The sequence below is a fragment of the Novosphingobium mangrovisedimenti genome (assembly GCF_025153475.1).
GTDB lineage: Bacteria > Pseudomonadota > Alphaproteobacteria > Sphingomonadales > Sphingomonadaceae > Novosphingobium > Novosphingobium mangrovi_A.
This window is the reverse complement of record NZ_JANZXA010000015.1, coordinates 43,393-64,584: the sequence shown is the minus strand read 5'-3', so window position 1 is coordinate 64,584 and position 21,192 is coordinate 43,393. Positions and strand designations below refer to the sequence as shown.

General features: G+C 65.5%; 14 protein-coding genes. 2 read left to right on the top strand and 12 right to left on the bottom strand.

Annotated elements, in window-relative coordinates; translation table 11 throughout:
* Positions 1-127: 127 nt before the first annotated feature.
* The 6 genes from NZK81_RS18450 to NZK81_RS18425 all read right to left on the bottom strand — a co-directional run bounded on the left by NZK81_RS18450 (position 128) and on the right by NZK81_RS18425 (position 11,940).
* Positions 128-4,168: an LVIVD repeat-containing protein gene (locus tag NZK81_RS18450; protein ID WP_419181717.1), complete on the bottom strand. Its 4,041-nt coding sequence runs from the start codon at positions 4,166-4,168 to the stop codon at positions 128-130.
* A gap of 47 nt (positions 4,169-4,215) precedes the next feature.
* Positions 4,216-6,093 carry an alginate export family protein gene (locus tag NZK81_RS18445; protein ID WP_260047561.1) on the bottom strand — a complete coding sequence of 626 codons (1,878 nt, stop codon included), beginning with the start codon at positions 6,091-6,093 and terminating at the stop codon, positions 4,216-4,218.
* A 3-nt stretch (positions 6,094-6,096) separates the two neighbouring features.
* Positions 6,097-8,085: a heme-binding protein gene (locus NZK81_RS18440; protein ID WP_260047560.1), complete on the bottom strand. Its 1,989-nt coding sequence runs from the start codon at positions 8,083-8,085 to the stop codon at positions 6,097-6,099.
* A complete protein-coding gene (locus NZK81_RS18435; protein WP_260047559.1) occupies positions 8,085-9,464 on the bottom strand; it encodes a cytochrome c family protein in 1,380 nt (459 codons plus the stop codon). Before NZK81_RS18435 ends, NZK81_RS18440 begins: the two co-directional genes overlap by 1 nt.
* Before the next feature lie 323 nt (positions 9,465-9,787).
* Positions 9,788-11,449 carry an SET domain-containing protein-lysine N-methyltransferase gene (locus NZK81_RS18430; protein ID WP_260047558.1) on the bottom strand — a complete coding sequence of 554 codons (1,662 nt, stop codon included), beginning with the start codon at positions 11,447-11,449 and terminating at the stop codon, positions 9,788-9,790.
* Positions 11,450-11,520: 71 nt separating this feature from the next.
* Positions 11,521-11,940, bottom strand: a complete 420-nt coding sequence (locus tag NZK81_RS18425) for an ATP-binding protein (RefSeq protein ID WP_260047557.1) — start codon at positions 11,938-11,940, stop codon at positions 11,521-11,523.
* Positions 11,941-12,064: 124 nt separating this feature from the next.
* Between NZK81_RS18425 and NZK81_RS18420 the strand changes: the two genes are divergently transcribed.
* Entirely contained in the window at positions 12,065-12,397 is a 333-nt protein-coding gene (locus tag NZK81_RS18420; RefSeq protein ID WP_260047556.1) for an STAS domain-containing protein, read from the top strand.
* Here NZK81_RS18420 and NZK81_RS18415 read toward each other — a convergent pair.
* From NZK81_RS18415 to NZK81_RS18400, 4 genes are read right to left on the bottom strand one after another with little or no spacing between them, the layout of a single operon-like run.
* Complete coding sequence (locus tag NZK81_RS18415; protein ID WP_260047555.1) at positions 12,308-13,621, bottom strand: hypothetical protein; 1,314 nt, start codon at positions 13,619-13,621, stop codon at positions 12,308-12,310. The two genes, NZK81_RS18420 and NZK81_RS18415, sit on opposite strands and share 90 nt — an antisense overlap.
* Positions 13,618-14,007 carry a Crp/Fnr family transcriptional regulator gene (locus NZK81_RS18410; protein WP_260047554.1) on the bottom strand — a complete coding sequence of 130 codons (390 nt, stop codon included), beginning with the start codon at positions 14,005-14,007 and terminating at the stop codon, positions 13,618-13,620. Before NZK81_RS18410 ends, NZK81_RS18415 begins: the two co-directional genes overlap by 4 nt.
* A complete protein-coding gene (locus NZK81_RS18405; protein WP_260047553.1) occupies positions 14,004-15,281 on the bottom strand; it encodes a histidine kinase in 1,278 nt (425 codons plus the stop codon). The genes NZK81_RS18410 and NZK81_RS18405 overlap by 4 nt, the downstream gene beginning before the upstream one ends.
* Positions 15,271-17,727, bottom strand: a complete 2,457-nt coding sequence (locus NZK81_RS18400; protein WP_260047552.1) for an MFS transporter — start codon at positions 17,725-17,727, stop codon at positions 15,271-15,273. The genes NZK81_RS18405 and NZK81_RS18400 overlap by 11 nt, the downstream gene beginning before the upstream one ends.
* Positions 17,728-17,830: 103 nt before the next feature.
* Here NZK81_RS18400 and NZK81_RS18395 point away from each other — a divergent pair, with 103 nt between their 5' ends.
* The gene (locus NZK81_RS18395; protein ID WP_260047551.1) at positions 17,831-19,471 is read left to right on the top strand and encodes a PP2C family protein-serine/threonine phosphatase; all 1,641 of its coding nucleotides are present in this window, start codon (positions 17,831-17,833) and stop codon (positions 19,469-19,471) included.
* Here NZK81_RS18395 and NZK81_RS18390 read toward each other — a convergent pair.
* Complete coding sequence (locus NZK81_RS18390) at positions 19,464-20,252, bottom strand: hypothetical protein (protein ID WP_260047550.1); 789 nt, start codon at positions 20,250-20,252, stop codon at positions 19,464-19,466. The genes NZK81_RS18395 and NZK81_RS18390 overlap by 8 nt on opposite strands.
* A gap of 14 nt (positions 20,253-20,266) precedes the next feature.
* Positions 20,267-20,983 carry a TorF family putative porin gene (locus tag NZK81_RS18385; protein ID WP_260047549.1) on the bottom strand — a complete coding sequence of 239 codons (717 nt, stop codon included), beginning with the start codon at positions 20,981-20,983 and terminating at the stop codon, positions 20,267-20,269.
* Positions 20,984-21,192 lie beyond the last annotated feature (209 nt).

The following is a 21,192-nucleotide window of genomic DNA, read 5'->3' as shown; positions in this document are numbered from 1 at the left end:
TCAGACTGCCCTGGATTGCTTCGCCTGCGGCTCGCAATGACGACGGATTCCGGGACGGAAGGACACTGGATGAAACGGACGGCGTAACCTCAGGTGCAAGCCTGTTCCGTAAGGCCTCCGTCACATGTCATCGCTGCGGCACCCATGCGCTCATGTCGGCCTCGTCGGTCACCTTGAAGGGCACGCCGCGCCGGTTGAGGAACAGGCGCTCCATCTCGGGCCGGGTGAAGGGCCGCGAGCCGAGGCGGCCGAAGATCGCGATCTGGCCGCCCGTCTCGTCCACCGCTCGGTCGCGGTCGAGCCCCTTGGACAGCGCGCGGGCCGGCGTGGGCGTGCTGGCCCAGGCAATCAGCTCGGGTTCGGGCGCGGGCGAGAAGCCGTAGAAGTTCCGCTGGCTCGAAGGCGAAGTCAGTTGCAGCACCTTGAGGCCGTTCGCGCCGTCCGCGACATAGGCGAAGAGCGAGGCATTGGTGGAGCCGACCACGACATCCTCGGCATCGTTCAGCTGCCCGTCGAACGTCACCTTCCGGTAGATCTTCGGGTTGGGCGGGCTGCGCACATCGACGATGACCAGCCCCTCCCGCTTCGCCGCGACATAGGCGTAGGTACGCGCCACGTAGAGGCGGCGGGCATCGGCCAGCGGCACCGTGCCGGAAGGAACCGCGACCGGATCGCGCAGGTTGGTCACGTCGAAGAGCTTGACCCCCTCGCTGTCCGTCACCCAGAGATAGCGGAACTGCACTGCGCTCGCCCGCGCATCATCGAGCTTGCGCACCGCCGACAGCTGCGGGTGGAGCGGATCGTGCAGATCGACCACGACAAGGCCCACCCTGGCGGTGATATAGGCCACTTCACCGGCAAGGACGATGTGCCGCGCGCCGTCCAGCACGTGATCGGGGTTCCACGTCACCGCGCGCTTGAGCTTGTTATTGCGGAACTCGCCGTCGGCCATCGTGTCGACATTGACGAGGATCAGGCCCTCCTCGCTGTCGGTGATTGCCGCATAGCTGTAGATCGGCTCGAAGGCCTGCTCCTGATTGGCGTCGCGCAGCGTCATCGGCGTGCCGTCGTCCTTCAGGATCGGCTGCCCCTTGTCGTCCTTGAGCACGGTTTCGGCCATCTTCCGGTTGCGCGTCGGCGCGATCGGCTGGTCGGTGGCGAGCGCCATGCACGTCGCGTTCTTGGTCTTCACATGCGTGTTGTGACCCAGCGGCGAGAACGGCGCCGAGACGACCGCGTCCGAGAAGGCCTTGTTGGCAATCGAGGCGACGTCATAGACCTCGAAGCCACCCTTCCCTTCGGCCACGAACATGTACTCGCCGCGAAGCTGCAGGCAGCCGACCTGATCGCGCGTGCCCTGCACCACGTTGCGGAACTGCTCCAGCGCGTGAGTTTCACCCGAGAGCTTCTTGTCGAAGGTCTTGCCGCGCACCCAGTTCTTCAGCTCGCGGCCATTCTGCTCGACGTGCAGCTTGTAGTAGTCGGGATAGGCGTACTTCTGGAGGTAGGAACCGATCACCGCCTGCGGCTCGTCCCATTCGGTCACGCGCACGGCCTCGAAACCGCCGTCGAGCCCGACCCACGAATTGAGCCCGACGAAGTTCACGAAATTGGTCCCGAGCAAAAGCGTCTGGGCCATGATCGCGTTGTTGTCGTCCTTTTCCGAAAGGTGGCAGTCGGTGCAGGTCTTGGTCTCGGTCAGGCGCACGGTGTGCGGGAAGTGCGGCGCGAAGGCCTGGCTGGAGAAGCCGGCGGCCGAGATCGGCGGCTGCTGCACATAGATGCGTTCGCGGTTGACGTTGGTCGAGGACAGCACCAGCGCCGAACTCGAACGGACCGGGGTCACTTCGGCGCCCTTGGTGGTCATGTGCTTGCCGAGCTGGAACATCGCATCGCGCGCCACCTGCGGGTTGTAGGTCGCGAAGTTGCGCGTCTCCTCACCCTCGTAGTGGTGCATCGAGGTCTTCCAGTTTGCCTCGATCGGCAGGTGGCAGCCGCCGCAACTCGTCGTCCACGAGAGGTGGCAGGTAAAGCATGCCATCTCGCCGTCCTTGTGCGCGCGGTCGTTCATCGCCACGCCGAGGCCGAAGCCGAAGGACCCGTCATCCGCGCCCGACTTGCTCATCAGCTTGGCGCGCGCCGACTTCAGGTTGAACGTGGGCGATTCCGGATCGACGCTGTTCTTCACCAGCGAGACGTCCCAGGAAATCTCCGGATCGACGATCGAACGCTGCAGCAAGTGCCTGCGGCCCGATGCATCGGTGCTCCACTCGAAGCGGCGCTTGCCATCCGGGTTGCGCAGCAGCGAGAGGTCGTTGCCCTTGGGCGGCGCGGCCGGGCCGCTCGTCAGCAGGTTGGGATAGGCATCGGCGGTGCCGTGGCAGTCCTTGCAGCCGATCTCGATCGCATTGGCGACTTCCCCGTAGACCAGCCCGTTGCCGTGGGCATCCTGCGAGAAGTGGCAATCGGCGCACTGCATGCCCTTCTCTGCATGGATGTCCATCATGTGGACCGCCTTGCCCGGATTGATGCCCGGGGGAACGAACTTGCCCTCGCCGTCCTTGCGCCACTTCTGCGGATCGTCGGGCGAGACGATGTGGTCCTTGTCGGTGCCCCATGTCGCCATGTTGCCGCCCGCGTCGAGCAGATTGCCCTCGCGGTCGCGCTTGAAGATCGCGCGGAAGTTCCAGCCGTGGCCGTGGTAGTCGGCGAACTGCGTGTCCTTGAGCTCGGGATTGAGGTCATAGACATTGCGCACGAAGTCGAGATCGGCCCACTTGCCCCGCGGCGCGGCGCCCTCAGGGTTGCGCTCAAGCACCTTGTGGACTTCCTCGGCAGTCGGGTATTTCTGGTGCTCCGGCCACATCTTCGGCGCATCGGCCTCATAGTCCCACATGGTGTAGCCGAGGTAGGAATTCAGGAAGATGTTGGGCTGGTGCATGTGGCAGTTCATGCACTGCGCCGTCGGGATCGCGCGCGTGAACACGTGCTGGAGCGGGTGGCCCTTCTCGCGATCATCGGCGGGCTTGGCGATGCCGTCCTCGCCCTCGTGCCCGGTCTTGAGTGAACCGTGCGCCCCTTCATCGTGGCTCTTGAGCGCGGCGATGGTCGGGTCCTTGGTGATGGTCTGACCATCGCGGCCGAACCTGGCATAGATCAGCGAATGGCGCGGCTCGCGGTCGTTGGCGTAGATCACGTGGCACGCCGTGCAACCCGAGGAACGATAGTCGCCCGGCTGGTCATTGGTGCCCATGAACCACGAATAAGGATCGTTCAGGCGCGTCTTGTGCAGGTTGAGCACGGGGATCGCGACGCGCAGGCCGGTACCTACGCCACGGTTGGACTGCTTGATGTCGGGGCGTCCCGGTTCGTCGAGCCGCTGGATCGAGCCGGTCGGGTTGGGCAGGCCCACTTCGGCGAAGGTCGAGTTGATCACGCGCCCGCCGCGTTCGAACACGCGGAAGACGTCGCCCGGCGGGGTCACGTTCCAGCGCGGCAGCGGATAGAGCGCCGCGAGCGCGCCGCGCGCCTTCTCTTCCGCCGTCACCGTGCCGGGTGGATCGCCTGCCGAGACGATCTTCGCCGGTTCGCCCTCGCGCGTATAGGCCTCGCCGAAGATGTAGTTCTTGAAGGGCGCGATGCCGTTGTTATAGGCCGCGCCGCCCCACAGCATGGCGCCCGTCGCCATCAGCGAACGCTCGGCCGCCTCGATCACCGGCAGGTGGCAGGAACCACAGGCCTCGCGCGCAACGCGGTAGTCACCGGGATTGACGAAGCGGATGTACTCGGGCGCTTCCTTGTTGAGCAGCGCGTAGGACCGCTCGGGATTGGCCGCGCTGGGATAGTGCCAGCCTTCCGGGTACTTGGGCAGGACGTGGGCCTTTTCGCGCGCGGCGATATACTGCGGATCGTCGAAGCCCAGTTTCGGCTGGCCCACGATCGAGGCATTGCCGCCGTGGCAATCGGTGCAGCCCAGCCGCACGGCGGGCGTGGCGTGCATCGTCGGTGCGTCCGAGGCGGTGTGGCAGGTGAGGCAGCCCGAGGACTTGGCATCGACCTGAGCCACGCTCTGCCGCGCGGGCGCGGGCGGCGCGGTGACGAGCGAATAGTCGCGCTCGACCGGCTTTTCTTCCTCGCTCGCCAGCAGCCGCCCGACCGGAACGGCCATGGCAAGAATTACGCTTGCAAGGAGGAAAAGGCGCGTCCAGCTCCGCATCAATAGCTCACGATCACGTTGGCGAGCACCGAGTAGTAATTGCGGTGCCCTTCATAGTTGTCGAACAAGTCGCGAAAGCCGCCGCCCGGGACCAGCGCGGCGGCGGACAGGCGAAAGACGATGTTCTGCGTCGCCTTGGGCCGCCAGATTGCCGCGGCCGAAAGGTCCCAGCCGATGTCCTTGGGGATCGATCCCTCGTTGCGCAGTGTCTGCAGCGTCGCGGTATTCTCGAACCACAAGTGGTTGGCATTGGCCGACACGCGCAGTTCGGGCGTAAGGTCGAAATCCGCGCCGGCGCCCAGCAGCATCGTGCCCGGATTGTTGAAGTTGGACTGTCCCTGTTCCTTCGACGAGCGCAGCGAATTTAGGATGCCGTTGCGCCCGTTGACGCCGATCACGCGCCCGCCGCCCGCGAAGGGGATCGTCTGGCGGATCCAGTAGCTGGTGTCGGCCCCTGCGAAGATCGGGTTCTCGAAGATTGCGTCGAAGCCGGTTTCCTTGCCGTCGTAGGGATCGTGATCGCCGCTGGCATAGAGCGCGGAGAGGCGAAAGCGCATCCAGTCCTTGTCATAGCTCAGCTCTGCCGCGCCGAAGAAGGCGCGGATGTCAGCCTTTTCGCCAGTGAAGATGCTGTTCCGGTCCTCGCCCAGCGCGGCATAGGCCGAGGCCGTGACATTGACGCGGCCCACGTGTCCGTCGGCATTGTAGCCCAGGTAGACGACATCGTATTCGCGCCCGCGCAAGTTGCCCAGCAAGGCCGGGCGCACGGGAAAGCCGTTGTCGTCGACATGGATGTCCCCGGCTTCGCGGTTGCGGTTATAGACCACCGTGATCTGGCTGGTCAGGCTGGGGATCAGGAAGTCCTGCCGATAGAGATTGGCGAAGAACACGAAATCGTCGCGCGGTGTCTGCAGAACCGCGTTCAGGCCCGAGTTGGTGTCCTTCTCCAGCCGCCAGAACGCGGCGAGGTTGTACTGGAAGCGGTTGTTGTCGCGGTTGCCGAACAGGCGGATGCCAAGTTGGCTGTCGTTGAACAGGAAGCCGCGGAAATCGGCCTGAAAGGGCTGGATGCCGACGCGGATCGAATCGAAGTCGTAGCGGTCCGAAACGTTGCGCAGGTGATAGTCGATGAAGGCTTCCTGCACGCCCAGGAAGTGGTCTGAGCGGTGCGTCGGCTTCGACGGCTCGACGAAGAGCACACGCCTCTCGGGCACGTCGACATAGTTGTAGTTGAACGCCAGCGCCAGGCGGTATTCGACCACCGGCGGCTTGAACGCGGTCTGGCCCTTGGTCAGCCCGACATTCGCTATCACCGTCTGCGAGAAGACGAAGCTCGCGTCCTTACCGAACACGTCGAGCGAATGCGGCCGCGCGGTCGTCTGCACACCCACGGGGATGGGGAACGTGCGCGGCTCCAGCACGGTGTCCGAAATGAGATTGGCGGAGAAGAACCAGTCGTCCCCGGTGATCGGCAGCCAGGGCACCTTGTCCGGGTTGATCGGCCGGTCACCCTTGTAGGTGTTCTGGTGATAGGGATCGAACCAGCGTTCCTTGACCACGCCCAGCGTCTCGATCAGGCGCCAGCGGTCGGGGATCGAGATCTGGTCGGTCGGGAACGCCTCGGGCGGCGGCGCCCGCACCGCGCCCATGTTGTCCTGCGTCGCGCGCTCGGGCAGCGGCGCGTTGAAACCGGGCCGGCGGCGCCCTTCGATGCTTTCGACATCGACATCGTCGGGTGCGGTTTCAGTGCCGGGCGGCTGAAGGATCGGACGCTGGTCCTCGGGCGCGCCGGCTTCCACCGGGGCCGGAGCGCTCTCCTCGGCGTCGGCCATCGGCTGGGCCAGCAGCAGCGGCAGCGAGAGGATGATTGGCGTCATCCCCTACAGCCCCTCGCACACGTTCTGTTCGCTGCTGTCGAGGAACGGCGCAAAGGGACAGTTCACGAACCGCAACCGCACCTGCGCGCCGTTCACGTTGACGACGATCCGGTCCGCGCGCATGTCCACCGGCGCGTTGCCGAGGGTGCCGAGGCGCACGCCGGCATTGTTGGTCCCCAGGAAGCTGATCATGTCGTCCTGGTCGATACCGTCACCCGAAACGCCCATGCCGCCGATCAGCGTGGTGCCACGATAGACCGGGACCGAGCCGGGAAAGATCTGGATGCCGTTCTGCAACCGGTTCTGCCCTGCCACGACATCGGGAAGCGCGGTGCAGCGATGCGGCGTGTCGGTCGCACTCTGGCCGGTGACGTACTGCAGATGCTGGGCGAGATTCCCCAGCACCAGTGCCGACTGCAGCCCGGTGGAGAACGGGCTCCACTGCGCGATCGGCCGCGAGAGCGGCCCGTTGGGATTGCCGACCTCGCCATCGGGGAAATAGGGGCGCGACAGGTTGCCGCCGGAGCGGTCCGCGAAAGCGAACGTGCCGGTCAGTGCGCTTTGATCGCCAAGGAAGGTGCGCACCTTGGACACGAAGCCCTGCACGTCGGTACTGGGATCGGCGAGCAGTTCACTGCCTGCATTGGCGCCCGAGAAGAACGTGGCCGTGCGCGCCTTCTGCAAGGACACGTCGGTGCCGAAAATCGGCGCATCGGGCGAACGGACGATGCCGAGCACCTGCCCGTGCGTGTCGACCAGCGAAATCGAGACCTGCGCCCGGCTGTCGAGCGGCTGGCGGATCTGCGCACGGGCCCGGGTCATGACCTTGAAAGCCTCTTCGAGCAGCGCTCGCGCCTCATCGACAGTGATCGGCTGGGCGACGTCCCCGGCATCGGTCGCCGCGCGGATCGGGAAGCGGTTGTTGCCCGATCCATCAGTCAGGACGAAGGCGTCGCGGTCGGCAAACTCGGCCGCCGTCGCCTCGCGGATGCCAGAGGTTTCCGTGCCGTAAGCCGTGCCTGCCAGCAGGACGGGGTTCTCGTAGTACCCCTTCACCGCCGCCAGTGCGCCCAGCGCGGGAACGGTCTGCCCGTAGGTGGCGCCGCCAACGTCGAACAGGTTACCGTAAACGGTGTCCGAATAGCGAAGCTGCGTGCCGTCGACATAGATGCGGTCGGCGCGGATGTTCTGCGGCGCTTCGAAACCCACCGTCCCGGCCAGCGCGATCCGCTCGTCGACGTCGGTATCGGTGTCGAGCACGTTCGGATCGAGCGAATAGGCCCCGTCCGCCAGAACCCCGATGCCGCCCACGAGCACGCCGTTCTTGTAGAGCGGAAAGCCTCCGGGGTCCGCCGCCAGACCCAGCGGAGAACGCTTGGGCCCGATCAGCGCCGACGCACCGCTTGCCTGGAAGCGGGCCGAAAAGTCCGAACAGGGCAACTGGCTGAACTGCACGCCGAACAGCGGCCCGCTTTCAAGGCCTACCGTGCTCGGCGCCGGGGGAAAGTGCTCCTGCACGATCATGCTGGCGGTGCGGCTGGAAAAGGCATTGCCGCCACTCGAAAGGTAGGCGCCCGTCACGGCCTTGGCGATCGCCGCCGCGGCAGCCGGGACAACGAGCCCCTGCAGGTCGATGTTCTGGCCATTGCCCGCATCCGGAATCTTGGCCGTCGCCGGCGCGCCGGTCATCGCCAGAACCGCCAGCACATTGCCGACGCGGTCGACCACCGCGATCGTCGCAGGATTGCCGGACTGCTGCGCCTGTGCCGCCGCCTGCGCGAGGATCTTGCCGACTTCCGCCGACGTGAGCGCTTCCTGGCTCGGGGCGACGTAGTCTTCCAGCGCGGTGCCGGGCACGCCCGTCGGGCTCGTCGTGGGCGTGGGTGTCGGCGAAGGCGTGGGTGTCCCACCGCCCGATTGCGAATCCCCGCCGCCACAGGACGTGAGCAGCAGGACGGCAGCCAGCGCCGACGATACGCGTCCTGACCGCATCAGCGTAGCGCCTCGATGCTGCGCGCCGCCTGTCCAAGCGCGGCACGGAATGCGCCGGGATTATAGCTCCCCGGCGCCCTTACCGCGTCATAGGCCCGATTGACCTGTGCCCGGATGCCCGCCGCGGCCCCTACGGTTACCCGGCCTTCGCGCACCAGCGCGTTGAGCAGCGTGTCGACCGCCATCACCGCCTGCACCGATCCCTCGTAATCGGTGAAGCGCGGAGTGATCGCCTTGCCCGAAATCGTCGCGATCACCTGGAACGCGGTCTCCGCCGAATAGCCGCGTGCCGCCAGCGCATCGGACAGGGCGCCCGCCGCGCCTCCGAGCGCCTTCGCGGCGGCCACAGCCTGCGGACGCCCCTGCGCCATCGCGGCATGGAACCCCCGCGCGGCACTGTTGAAACGCGCCGCCTCGCCGGGAACCAGCACATCCGCCACGGCCGAGAGCATGATCATGTTCTCGTCGTTGAACGGCGGATTGCCGAAGGGAATCGGCCGCCCCGGATTGGTCTCGAACGTGCGCCTGGCCGCAGGGTCGTCGCTGATGCCGCGGTGGCAGCTATGGCAATCGTAGAAATAGAACTGCGGAAACAACCCCTCGGTCGCGTAGCGGGCATCGGCGAAGAGGCTGGCCTGGCGGCGCACCGCCTCGGCCTGCCCGACGGCCCAGAGCTGCACGCTGTCCGGCCGCCCCTTGCGACGGACATAGTCGTCGTCGAGGTCGTAGTGCGCCTGCAGCGTGGAAAACAGATCAAGTTCGAAAGACACGCGCGGATGGCCCGCCGCCATCATCGCATGCGTTACGAACTGGCCCGGCTTGTCGCTGCCGAAGTGGCAATCGAGACAGACCGAGGCGCGCACCTTCGGCTTTTCGAGCGGGATCAGGCCCGCCGCGACGTTCCGTTCATGGCTCGCCGGCACTGCGTAGTGGCTGGAAATCCAGCCCGAGGCCGCACCGTGGCACGATTCGCAGCCCACCCCATCGGAAGCATGCCAGCGCCCCCCGCGCGCCGAAGCAGGCGCATTCGTGGCGTGGCAGCCCAGGCATGCCGAAGCGTTCTCGGCCTTGCCGAGCGAGAGCGCGGCGGCAATCCGTTCCCCGCGCTGCGATGTAAGGACACCATAGGCCCGGCTGTGTGCGCCAGCCCGGCTCGAACGGTCCTGCCAGATCCGAAGCTCGTCCTGCCGCACGACCTTGCCATCGCCTTCGTTGCGACCATGGCAAGTCGACCCCGCGCAGCTGGCCACGCCCTCGTAGCTGTCGGCCTCGGCCGGACTGATCCGAGGACCGCCCGCCAACAACACGACAATGCCAGCAAGCAGCAGCACCCGCGCGAACCGCCGGCGTTCGATGATTCTGCTTCCCCCAAAGGTCACGATCTGTCGCCCGTCTTCAGCGCACCCTGTCCACAACCGGATCGCGGTGCCCCCCACCAAGTCCTTGCTTTTCTACGTCAGTTACAGGTTCGTCAACAAGAGGCCGAAATAAATCTTCAGAGAAATTGCGCGTTCAGTTGCTTTCAGGCGAATGGTAAATCATCGCTAACCGATGCAATTCGATCATTGCGGGGATGACAGCGCTTCATAAACCTGTTCGGGGGATTGGCCGGCGTATCTTTTTGCATCCGATGGACAGTGGAATTTGCGCTCCGATTGCATTGCTTTAGCGCGTCGCACCCCGAATCGCCGCCCTCACGAAATCAGATCGCGCATTCCCTGAAGCTGCCGCGCAGACAGTGATTCGAACTCATCGCCACACCGTAGCCACCGGCATTGAGAAACGCGATCGCATCGCCCTCCTCCACCGGCTGCAACGCGATGTCGGCGGCCCATATATCGAGCGCTTCGTTGATGTTGCCCGCGATCGTCACGGTTTGCCGGTTCGTGCCCTTGCCGCGCAGCACGCAGGGCGCCGGCTCGCAGGGCAGATCGTAGAATGCCGGTTCGGGATGGAGGTTGAAACCGCCATTGACGCTGACGAAGCGAGTGTCGCGCTTCCATTCGACATCGGTGACGCGCAGCACGAGCATGCCCGCGTCCTTGACGATGTAGTCCCCCGGTTCCACCGCGATCCGCACGCCTCGTCCGGCGAAGTGGTCGCGCAGGATCGAAGACCAGCGCGCGAGGTCGAGCGGCTGGTCTGTCACCCGGTGCGGCAGCCCCAGACCGCCGCCGACATTGACCGTTCTCACCTCGGGAACCTCATCGAGAAAGCGCAGGGCTGCGCCGATGGCGCGGCTCCATTGCTCCAGCTGGTCGGTGAGATAGCCGCAGCCGACATGGAAATGCAGGCCGGTCACCTTCAGGCCGAATTCCCGCGCGGTCGCCAGGGCTTCGCTCCATTGCTCGCGGTAGATGCCGAACTTGGTCGTCCTGCCGCCCGCATATGTCAGCTTCTCGCCATCGCCGTAGCCCGTACCCAGCCCCGGATTCACGCGAATGCCGATTTCCCTGCCGGGCGAACTCTCGCCGATCCGCCGTATCATGCCGATCGTATCGCAATTGATCGAGAGATCGGGATGCCGCAGCAGCGTGGCGAGATCGCCCCGCGAAACGCCGCATCCGGTAAAGCTGATCCGGCCGGGAGCAAACCCGCACGACAGGGCAAGATCCAGTTCACCGGGCGAACAGATGTCGATACCGCACTTGCCCGATTGCGCGAGCCTTTCGAGCAACGGGCGGAAACGGTTGGCCTTCATCGCGTAGTAGACGCCGGCTTCGCACCCGACATCGCCCAGCGCCGCAAGCACGCGATCCAGGTTGGCCTCGACCCGGTCGAGCGAATAGAGATAGAGCGGCTCCTCGACCTCTGCTGCCATGGTCGCGACATCGCACCCGGCGAACCGGAGGCGCCCGGCCCGATAATGCAGGTCCTCCCGCGTCCACCATGCGGCGTCGCCGGCAAGCACCGACGATCGCCCCGCCGACTTGCCCCCATCCGCCATTCGGCGCAGGCCATCCTCGTTCGCATCTTCCAGCCGCCCGGTAATCCATCCGCGGCACGTGCGCGCGCCGCATTGACAGGCGAACTGACGGAACAGCACGTCCTCGGTCTCGGCATAGTCGATCGTCAGCAAATCCCCGGCGGCAATGCCGCGCAGGGCGACAAGCTCGAGACGCTCCATGTCGAGACGGCAATTGGGATCGCATCCATGCGACAGAAACCCGACGAACCGTGTGTCGGAAATGTGCAGGCCCGGGCGCACCTGCAGGCTGTGCTGCCGCAATTCGGGCCCGATCTCGCCAGAGAACCGATCCACCACCTCGCCCTTTGCGAAGGGGGCGAGCGAGAGCACACAGTGGCCGATGGCTTCCCGATGGCAAACCACGAGGCGGTCCGGCCCGCTCTCGGCCGCAGTCAATGGCCCTCGTGGCTGAATGGACAAGGCCGCTTCCCCTGAATATCGTTGTGAAATGCCGATCGGCGTTCGGTTCAGTCTAGGCTGAATTTCTTAGCGAAACGTATCGTATTCAACGCCCCTTCGCGGTTATATTCGACACGGTCCATCAATTCTCGAACAATGTGAATACCGAGCCCGCCGACCGGACGATCTTCCACCGACAGCGACGTATCCGGCGCCGGCAGCGACAGCGGATCGAAGGGTATGCCGGTATCGGAAAGTTCCACTTCCAGCGCGTCCTTGCGCACATTCAGGCGGGTCGTGATCGAGGGAATGCCATCGGCGCTGCCATGGTCGAGGATATTGCTGCCGAGTTCGTCGAAAACGATCATGACTTTCGTCACCACATCGATCGGCAGGCCCGCCCCTTCGAGGTAGGATTCGATGGCTTCGAGGAATGCGGGAAAGCCTGCCCTGCCGTCGGAAAGAGTGCGCTCATAATCGCAGTTCATGCCACTCGATTCCCGCCATGCGCCGTACGATCCCGGGCAGCAGCAGCTTAATCGAGTGGAAAAATTTCACAACTTCTCCAATAAGGTCCCCGGATTCGATGTACGGGCGGGTGGAGTAGGGCCGATGGAAATCAGCGAAGAGATCAAGGGAGCCGCCCTGATCGTGTCCGTTGCCGGAAGGCTGGACAGCAACACCGCCCCGCAGCTTGAAAGCACCTTGCCCGAGCGGATCGAAAGCAATGCGGCCACGATCGTCGACCTGTCGCAAGTCAGCTACGTCAGTTCCGCGGGCCTTCGCATCCTGCTGAAGGGCGCCAAGGTGGCCAAGGCCTCGGGTAATCGTCTGATCCTGTCCGGCCTTGCCGCGTCAGTGCGCGAAGTGTTCGACATCAGCGGCTTCAGCAGCATCTTTGCCATCGAGCCGGATGTCGATGCCGCGCTCGCTTCCATCGGCTGAGGACACCCCGCCGATTGCGGCGAAGATCCCGCTCGGCTCCAGCATGATGTCGAGGCCGGCCAGAAAGGCTTCGGGCGCAATTCCGGCATTGGCCCGGCAATAGGCCTGCGCCCGCTGCGCCATGGCGCGATCCGCGAGCATGACCAGTTGCAGTTCGCCCGGCTCCCGATCGCGCCGCCAGCTGCAGCTTTCCAGCGCCTCGATAGCGTACACGGCGCGAAGCGCGGCGAGTGTATGCTCCAGCGCTTCGCTGCTGACGCTGCGCTCTATCAGGCGACGGACATCGCACGCCGCGGCCAGCGCATCGATGGGCGTCCCGGCCCGGCAACGCCCGAGGACGAGCGTGCCGCCTTCATCGGTGGCGGCATGCGCGAAGAAGCTGCCCGGCGGCGGATCGCCGCAGATGCGCATGGCGATCTCGCGATCGCCCGTTCGGACCGTGCACGGCGCGAAGAGCGACGACCGCGCCTTTTCGATCGCCTGATCGACATCGCGCCGACTTTCGTTGCGTTCGACGGCATCGCGGTCACGCGCCATGGCGGCCTGCGTGCTGGTGTCCATCAGCCTCAGGGCATCGGCCAGATCCTGCGCCTCGCGGATGCGCAGATCGCCGGAAGCATGCGGTGCATCACCACCGGCAAGCGACCGTCGGTTGACCTCCAGTTCGCGGGTGATGCGCCGGGCGACGAACAGACCCAGCCCCGCGGCGAACAGGCCAAGCGCGACGACAATAACGAGAATGCCCCTGCGCAGGTCGCTGGCGTGCCCGAAGATCGGGTCCGCGTCGAACCGCACGGCCACGAAGCGCGCGAACCCGGCCGGTGCCAGTGCGATCACCCAGCGGTCGCCCCGGACGCCCTCGCCCGGCCCGAAGCTTTCCGGCCTTCCGGGACTGCGAAGACGCGACATATCCCAGGGGCGGCGGCTCGCCTTGAGCGCGAATGGCGCGCGTCCGGGTTCGACAAGGTAAAGCCCGTCCAGCCCATCGACATGGGCAAGCCCAGCCCGCAGGGCCTCCTTGCGGACGCCTTGCGCGAGTTCGGTCTGCGGATCGTCTATCTTGCGGAGGAATTCGGCCACGGTAACGGCCGCCGTCAGCGCCTGATCGCGCAGCGCCTGCTGCTCCTCCGCCCGGTCCTGCGAATAGAGCAGTGCGCCATTGACGAGCGCCAGCAGGAGGAAGAGCGGCACGGCAAGGACAAGGATGGTCGAACGGATCGTCATGCCCTGTCCCTCGCGCGTTCGGCGGCGAGGCCGACAATGAAGTCCGGACATTCCCGGGCGATCGTAAACAGGTGCGGCTTGGCAAGGCACAGCGTTTCGACGCCCTCCGGTGCCGCGACATAGTCGGCCCTGACCGGCAAGCCGAACAGAGCGGACTGGGCATCGAACACCGCGGGCGCGGGCCTTCCGCCGCACAGCACGGTTCCGCCGACAACGACCACGAGGCGCTCTGCGGCCAGCCCGGCGGGGAGAACCACTTCGCCCCCGGCGTGGCTGCGGCGGTGCACGTGCCGGGAAACCAGCAGCAGCTCGGATTCGGTGAGCCGGTCGAAGGGCCGGCACGCGCCCAGCGCCAGGAAGGTATCCACGTCAGCCGCCGAAATCATCGTGCCGCCTCTGGCCACAAGCGGCAGTCGGGCCTCCCCTGCCCGGCCAGCGTTATGCTTTCGCCCGCCTCGAAACGCGCGCGCATTCCCGGTTCGAGCCGCACCTGCCTGCCGCCGATGAGCAGGTCCCGTTGCTCCGCGCCGACGAGTTCGACAGTCCCCGCACCGCCATCGACGACCACGCATGTACCGTGATCGAAATCCGCCATCCGGCGCCACTGCTTCGCCAGATCGGGGTTCGATGCGCACTTGCAGGCCAGCTGCGCCATCGCCCGGCTGGCAAGGATCGTCCCGACATCCATGTCCCGCGCGGCCACCCATGCGACCATGCAGTCCGCGCGCGACACGAGCACGACCGGCAAATTCGCACCGGCCCCCGCCTGTCCCGCGAGCAGGTCTGCCGTCCCGCGCGCTTCGCGCTCGGCGATGGCGTCCTTGCGGCGCTTCGCATCGCCTGCCATCTGCCCGACGCGGTCCGCGAGCGCGCGCCGCAAGTCCATGACTTCGCGCGGGCCGCGTTCCCCGGCGGAGCCGTGCGTGCCGCCTGCCGCGATCTGCAGCGTATCCTCGGTGAGCGCTTCGATGGGCACGGCAATGCGGCGCACCAGCGCCAGTGTCACGAGAATGCAGGCGAGAACCGACCCGATGCCGATCATCGCACTCATGAACAGGGCATTCTGGGTCGCCACCTGGATCACCGAGATGTTGACGTCTGCACCGGCCGAAGCGGCGATCCGCCCATCGGCACCCATCACCGGTGCGGCGGCGGTCTTCAGCAGGCCCCATTGCTCCTGATATTCGATGGGCGAGACGTAGATCGTCCCCTGTTTCTCGACGCGATCGAGCCCTTCCACGGTCTCGTCGGGCAAATCGTCGGTCGAGCCGATCAGCGAATGATCCTCTCCCACCGTCCCGTCCAGGATATAGAGGATGTCCTCGGGACCGCCGGTCACCTGCGTGTAGAGGTACGTAAGCCCCAGCTGTTCCCGGATATGCCGCAGCGGCACGACGTTTCGCCGATAGGCTGGTGTCGCCTCGACCGCCCCGGCATCCTCGCCCGCCATGGCGGCCCGAATCAGGCGGTCGTGATCGGCCGGATCGACCATGGCACCGGTCAGCGCGCTCGCGGTGACCAGCTTTCGCTCGAACCCGTCCAGAATCGAGGCGTAGAGCCAGTTGTACGCGAGCCCTGCGAGAAGCACCGCCACCAGGACGACCGCCGGCAGGAACGTGCGCAGCAGCAGCGATTTTATGGGAACGCTTCTAGGCCGCATATTGCCTGTCATCCTGCGACTTCAGAAGCACGAGTGCGAGGTCCGGGAAGCGCCCGGCGACATCGCGCAGATCGAGATGGGAAACCCAGAACGTCCGTCCCCCGGCCTTCGCGCACAGACCGCCTTCACCGGGCGGTCGAAGGACTACCGCCGCGGACAGCGCCAGCAGCGCTTCAAGCGTCGCCCCACCCACCTCGGGATGAACTGCAAGAGCGGCCAGAACGTCGGGCAGGCGCAGTCCCTGTCCGTCCCCAAGCCCCATCAGGTCCAGCAGATGCAGGCGCAGCAGTTCGGGCATGCCGGGACGGATCACCCGCTGCGCGACCCGCGCGAAAGCGGCGGTATCGAGCCGGTCGTGCAGGACGTCCGCCGCCAGCGTCATTTCGATCGGCTGGCCGCCGGCCATTGCCGCATCGAGAACATCGGCAAGGTTGCCCGCCGTCCCTGCTTCCGCGCGCGCGCCGTCCTGCGGGCGCAGCAGCGGATCGAGCAGCCGGAACAGCGCGCCGTCGATCCCGCTTTCGATCGCCTCGATGGCATTGCCGCGCACTTTGGCATTGGCCGAATGGAGCGAGACGATCAGCAGGTCGAAATTGGGCAGCAGGCCGCCGATCGCCAACAGTTCCAGCACGAAGTCCAATGCCGCGCCGACACGTTCGCGCTGCGCACGCGCGAGCAGGACCAGCGAGGCATGCTCACCTTCATGCCGTTCCAGCACGGCGGCACCGGCCAGCAACCTGCGCGCCTCGCGCAGTTCCTCGCGGACCAGCCGGTCGAGATGCCGCGCGAACTGGGCATAGGATACCTCGGCCAGCGCGCGTGCCGCGAGCGCACGCGAGCGATAGGGCAGCGACGTCTCGCGCATGCCGCCGATCAGGCGCGGAATCGCGGTTTCGCCGATCGCGGCGAGCCGTGCCACGACGGCGCGCCGGTCGCGCGGCGCCAGCCGGGCAGTGGCGGCGAGAATATCGGGGATGACTTCGCTGTCGGTTGCCCCGGCACGTTCTGACGGCTCGGGCGGCGCGTCCTGCACGGTCTGCAACAGCCTGGCCGCGAGTTCTCCCGCCGGGTCCTTGCCCGCACTCGCCGCTTCCAGTCGCGCATGCGCCTCGGCATCGAGGCGCGCGGCCTCTACGACCGCGCGGTTGCCGAAGTTCATCCAGCCCTGGCGCATGTTGGCTGCCATCGCGGTGGGGTAGAGTGCGCGCAGGGCCACGACGATGGCGATGAGGAGCCCCCCGATGATGATGCCAATCCCCGACAGTTCGCGCATGTCGACATAGCTGGCGGCGTAGAGGAGGAAACCGCCCGCAACGAGGCTGGCCAAAGGTTCCGCCAGCCCTTCCATGACCGTGCGAAGCGGGCGCTTGACGCGCGAAGGCACCGCGTTGAACAGCAGGTTCTGGTTGTTGTACTCGATCGACGTCAGGACGCCGTGATAGGCGAAGAACGCGGCCAGCGCGGCGCCCGTCCCGCCCTTCAGGAAGAACCAGCCGAAAACCGCGAAATAAGTAAGCGGCTGGATGAAGGCGACATTGCGCACGCCGAGCCGGGCAACCAGCCGGTTGAACACGAAGAGGCAGGTGACGAGGTTGAACAGGCTGGCAGCGGCGTAGAGCGTGCCGAACAACCCCGCCAGCCCGGCCTCGTCGCGGCCTTCCTGCAGCACCATCGAATACTGGTATTCGGCAAGATTGGTCATCAGCAGCGTCACGAACAGCGTGAGCGTGAAGACGATGGTGTAGCGCGACCTGCCAAAGGCCCTGCCCACCGCGGCAAGCTGTTCGAGCGCGCTGCCGTCCTGCTCGTCGAGATCGACATCGTTCTCGGCAATCTGCTGCCAGCGCCTGCGCAGCAGCCGCGTCAGCGGAAGGGTCGCGAAGGCGATCGCCGCCCAGAGCAGGAAGAAATACTGCACCGGAACAGCCTTGGCGGAAACGCTGACGACCAGCGCCCCCATGGCCGTGCCTAGCGCGCAGAACGCGGCGAAAAGCGGGAACAGGCGCTTGGCATCCTGGATGTCGAAATAGGCGTCGGTATAGTTCCAGAACAGCGAGTAGAGCGCGATGTACCACATCGCCAGATAGAGCTTCAGCGCGAAATAGAGCGGCGTCTGCCAGCCCGGAGGCAGCCCGGCATCGATCAGCGCCCAGAACCCCACGCCCCCGGCGATCAGCGCCGCAAGGGTGATGTCGACCATGCGGTCGATCGAGAAACGCACTAGCAGATAGGAAAACAACACCGTGTAGAGCAGCATCACCGCCGGCGTCAGCATGAAGACGAGCGGCAACCTGTCCGCGCCCACATTGCTCAGGAACGCGGCATCGCCGGCGCTGAAGCCGACGCCCATGCCCATCTGCAGGAGGAAACCGAACAGCCCGAACTGCAACAGCCGGAGCCATTCGCCACGCTCGATACGGAAGAGGCGGCTAAGAATTTCGACCAATTTTCTCCCCCGCCTTTGTTGTGATCCGGTTTAATCAAATTTTGGAGTTCAGGCCCCAATAGGGCTTATTCGGTTTCGATCACGTTATCGGGAGACTATTGTCGTGGCGACCTTGGATGGAGCGCAGCGGGTACGCAGGTTCGGCCTGAAGCCGCAACTGCTGCTGCTTCTCCTCTTACTCAATCTGGTATCCGCTACGGCCTACACCGCCGTGCTCTACGGAACGGACCGGAGCGAGATCATCACCGGCATCGACGGCCGGCTGCAGGCCGCGGCGAACGCCGTGCGCGAGATTGTCCCCCAGGGTTATCACCGCCGCATCACCGGCCCGGATTCGATCCCGCCGCCCGAGTACCGGGCGGTGAGGCAGCGGCTTTCGCGTTTCGCCAACGATTCCGGGTTCACCTACGTCTATTCCTATATGAAATTCGGTGACGAGATCCGCACGGTCGCCACCAGCGCCACGCCGACGGAGATCCTGGAAGGCAGGCAGACCAGGTTCTTCACGCTCTACGACACCGCGCCCGACGAGCTCTATCGCAGCTTTGCGGACGAGCACACTCGCTTCGACGAATATTCCGACTCGTTCGGCCGCTTCCGGTCGATCTACATGCCGGTCAAGGCCTCCGACGGCCGCGTGCATGTCATCGGCGCGGACATCGACCTCGCGCGGCTCGACCAGCGGCTGCATGAAGCGCTGGTCAAGTCCATCTCCATCGGCATGGCCCTGTTCGCCCTGTCGATGGCCGTGGGCTGGTTCCTCATCTCGCGCATCGTCGCCCCGCTCGTGCGGCTGACGGCCTTCACGCGCAACATGGAGACCCGCAGCTTCCAGCCCGACGAGGACGAGATGGAAGCGATGCAGACCATCAGCCGAAGCCGCGGCGACGAGGTCGGCAGCCTGGCCGAGGCCATGGCGGGGATGATCGCGCGGCTCCAGCGCTACCTTGTCGAAATGGAGGAAGCGACAGCCGCCCGTGAGAGGGTGGAAGGCGAATTGTCCGCCGCGCGCGACATCCAGGTCGGCATGTTGCCGCGCACTTTCCCGCCCTTCCCCGAACGCAAGGACCTTGACGTCTTCGCCCTGCTCGAACCGGCCAAACAGGTCGGCGGCGACCTCTACGACTACTTCCTGATCGACGATAACCGCCTGTTCTTCGTCGTCGGCGACGTTTCGGGCAAGGGCGTGCCGGCGGCGCTGTTCATGGCCATGACCACCACCCTGTTCAAGGCGCATGCGATGTCCGGCAAATCGACCGGGGAGATCATGCAGCGTGTCAATATCGAACTCTCGCGCGACAACGCCGCCGAGATGTTCGTGACGATCTTCGCCGGCATCCTCGACCTGCGCAGCGGCGACGTGGAGTACAGCGACGGCGGCCACGAAGCGCCGTTCATCGTGCGCGACGGCGGTTTGGTCGAACGGCTGCAGAAGCTGCAGGGCATGGCGCTGGGCGTGTTCGAGGACGCCGTCTACAGCACCGGGCACTTCCGCCTGAACGAAGGCGACGCGCTGGTGCTGTTCACCGATGGCGTATCGGAAGCCACGGACGCCGACGAGCAGCTGTTCACGACTGCACGGATCGCCGATGCTCTGGCCACGGCGCGCGCCGAATTCTCGGCCAGGCTGATCGCGGAAGGCCTTGCCGACAGCGTGCGCGCCTTCGTCGGCGCGGTGCCGCAATCCGATGACATCGCTATCCTGACAGTCTGCTACGAAGGCGAAAGGGACAGCCTCAGCTGAACGCGATGGGCGGCCTTTCGAGACCATGCATCTTGCGCAGGTAGAGGCGCATGTCGTCGATCTGCCGGCGCAGCGCTTCCGGGGAAGCCGGCTGCGTGTCCATGACCGAGGCGATGTAGGGGCAACCCTCGATTTCCCAGGGCAGGAAGTCGAAGCCTTCCTCTGCATCGTGCATCCAGATGATCGGATAGGGCCGGCCGAACATCACGCCCTTCAGCTCCTCGCGCCCGACGAGGTACATGGCGACGGTCGAGCGATTGTCGGCCTCGAGCAGCATTTCGACGAGGTCCAGCGAGAGCACGAGGCTGGCGGGCCGCGCAAACTTCGAGAGACGGAAACCAAGGTCGAGATCCGGCCCGATGAAGTCGAGGTGCGGCGAAGCGTCGCCGGAGGACAGCTCCGGGATTTCGAGCGCGATGTTGTTCTCGGAAAAATCGGCGAGCCATGCCGTGCCCTTGAGGCGCAGCGGCAGTTTGGGAAAGTGTGTCGCCTCGTAGAGCCGCATGGTCCGGAGCAGCACGCGCAGGATGCCGACGAGTTCCTCGGGGCTGGACGGCCGGGCGGTGAAGATCACTTCATCGCCCATGGCTTTCCAGACATCCACCGCAGGGGTCTCCTCCTCGTCGAGGAATTCGAAGCCCATCTGCCCCACCAGCATCAGCGGGAAGTTGGTGAAGAACGTGCGGAACGTCTCCAGCCAGCCGTCGACCCCGCGCGCAGCAGCGGTGGCCTTGAACTGGGTCGATCCGACCATGTCGACGGAAAGGAAGAGACGGAACATCGTTTCAGCCTGTTTCAGAAGCTCGCGACGAGCGTTGCGACTACACCCGCCCTGGCGAGGCGGCCAGACTCGTTCGCCCCGGAATAGTTGGTATCGACATAGGACACCGAGGCCGTCAGCGGCCCCGCGACATAGGAAATGCCCGCCTCCCAGTCCCATTTGTTGTCGTAGGAATCCCCGTTTTCATAGCCGAGATGGCCGAACAGGCTGACGGGCGTCTCGCCAACGGGGATCTCCGTCTTCGCAGCCATGTAGAAGTTGTTCCCGCCGTAGTTGTCCTGCGAAGGGACCCACGCCGCATCCAGCCCGACGGTCGCCGGGCCAAAGCTCGTGCTCGCGGTACCCAGGACCTCGAAATAGTCGACGCCGCTGCCGCCCGGGTAGAAGTATCCCAATGCCGTGATCGAATAGTCGACACCTTCGAACGACCCGGCATATCCGCCATAGATGTCGAGCTCGACGTTCGAACCGCTGTAGTCGGCGATGCTGGAGGCCCAGGTCCCGACGAACAGGCCGCTATCGTGACTGAGGTCGAAACCGCCCTGGATCGCCGGGTCCCTGCCCGACAGGCTGATGCCGCGAAACCTGTAGTCGCTTACAAGGCCGACATTGGCGGACAGTTCGAAGGCGGAATCCTCGCTTGCCCCGTCCTCGCGGGCCATGGCCGGCACGGACGGCACGGCCAGCGCGATCGCCAGCAGAGCCGCCGCCCTCTCCGTCCACAAGCCCATCTATCCTCGCCTACTCCACTCCGAGACAGGCGGGATAGGAGCATACGAATAAATATTGGTGAACGCTGCCCAAATATCGCGGCCGACCGGCAGCGGCCTCTGGGCAGTATCATGTCACTGCCGCGCGTTCATTAACCGCAGAAGAATGCACACTGCCGACGCTCCTACGCGCGCAGGCGGAATCCCCGCCTGCGCGAGATCGACGGGAG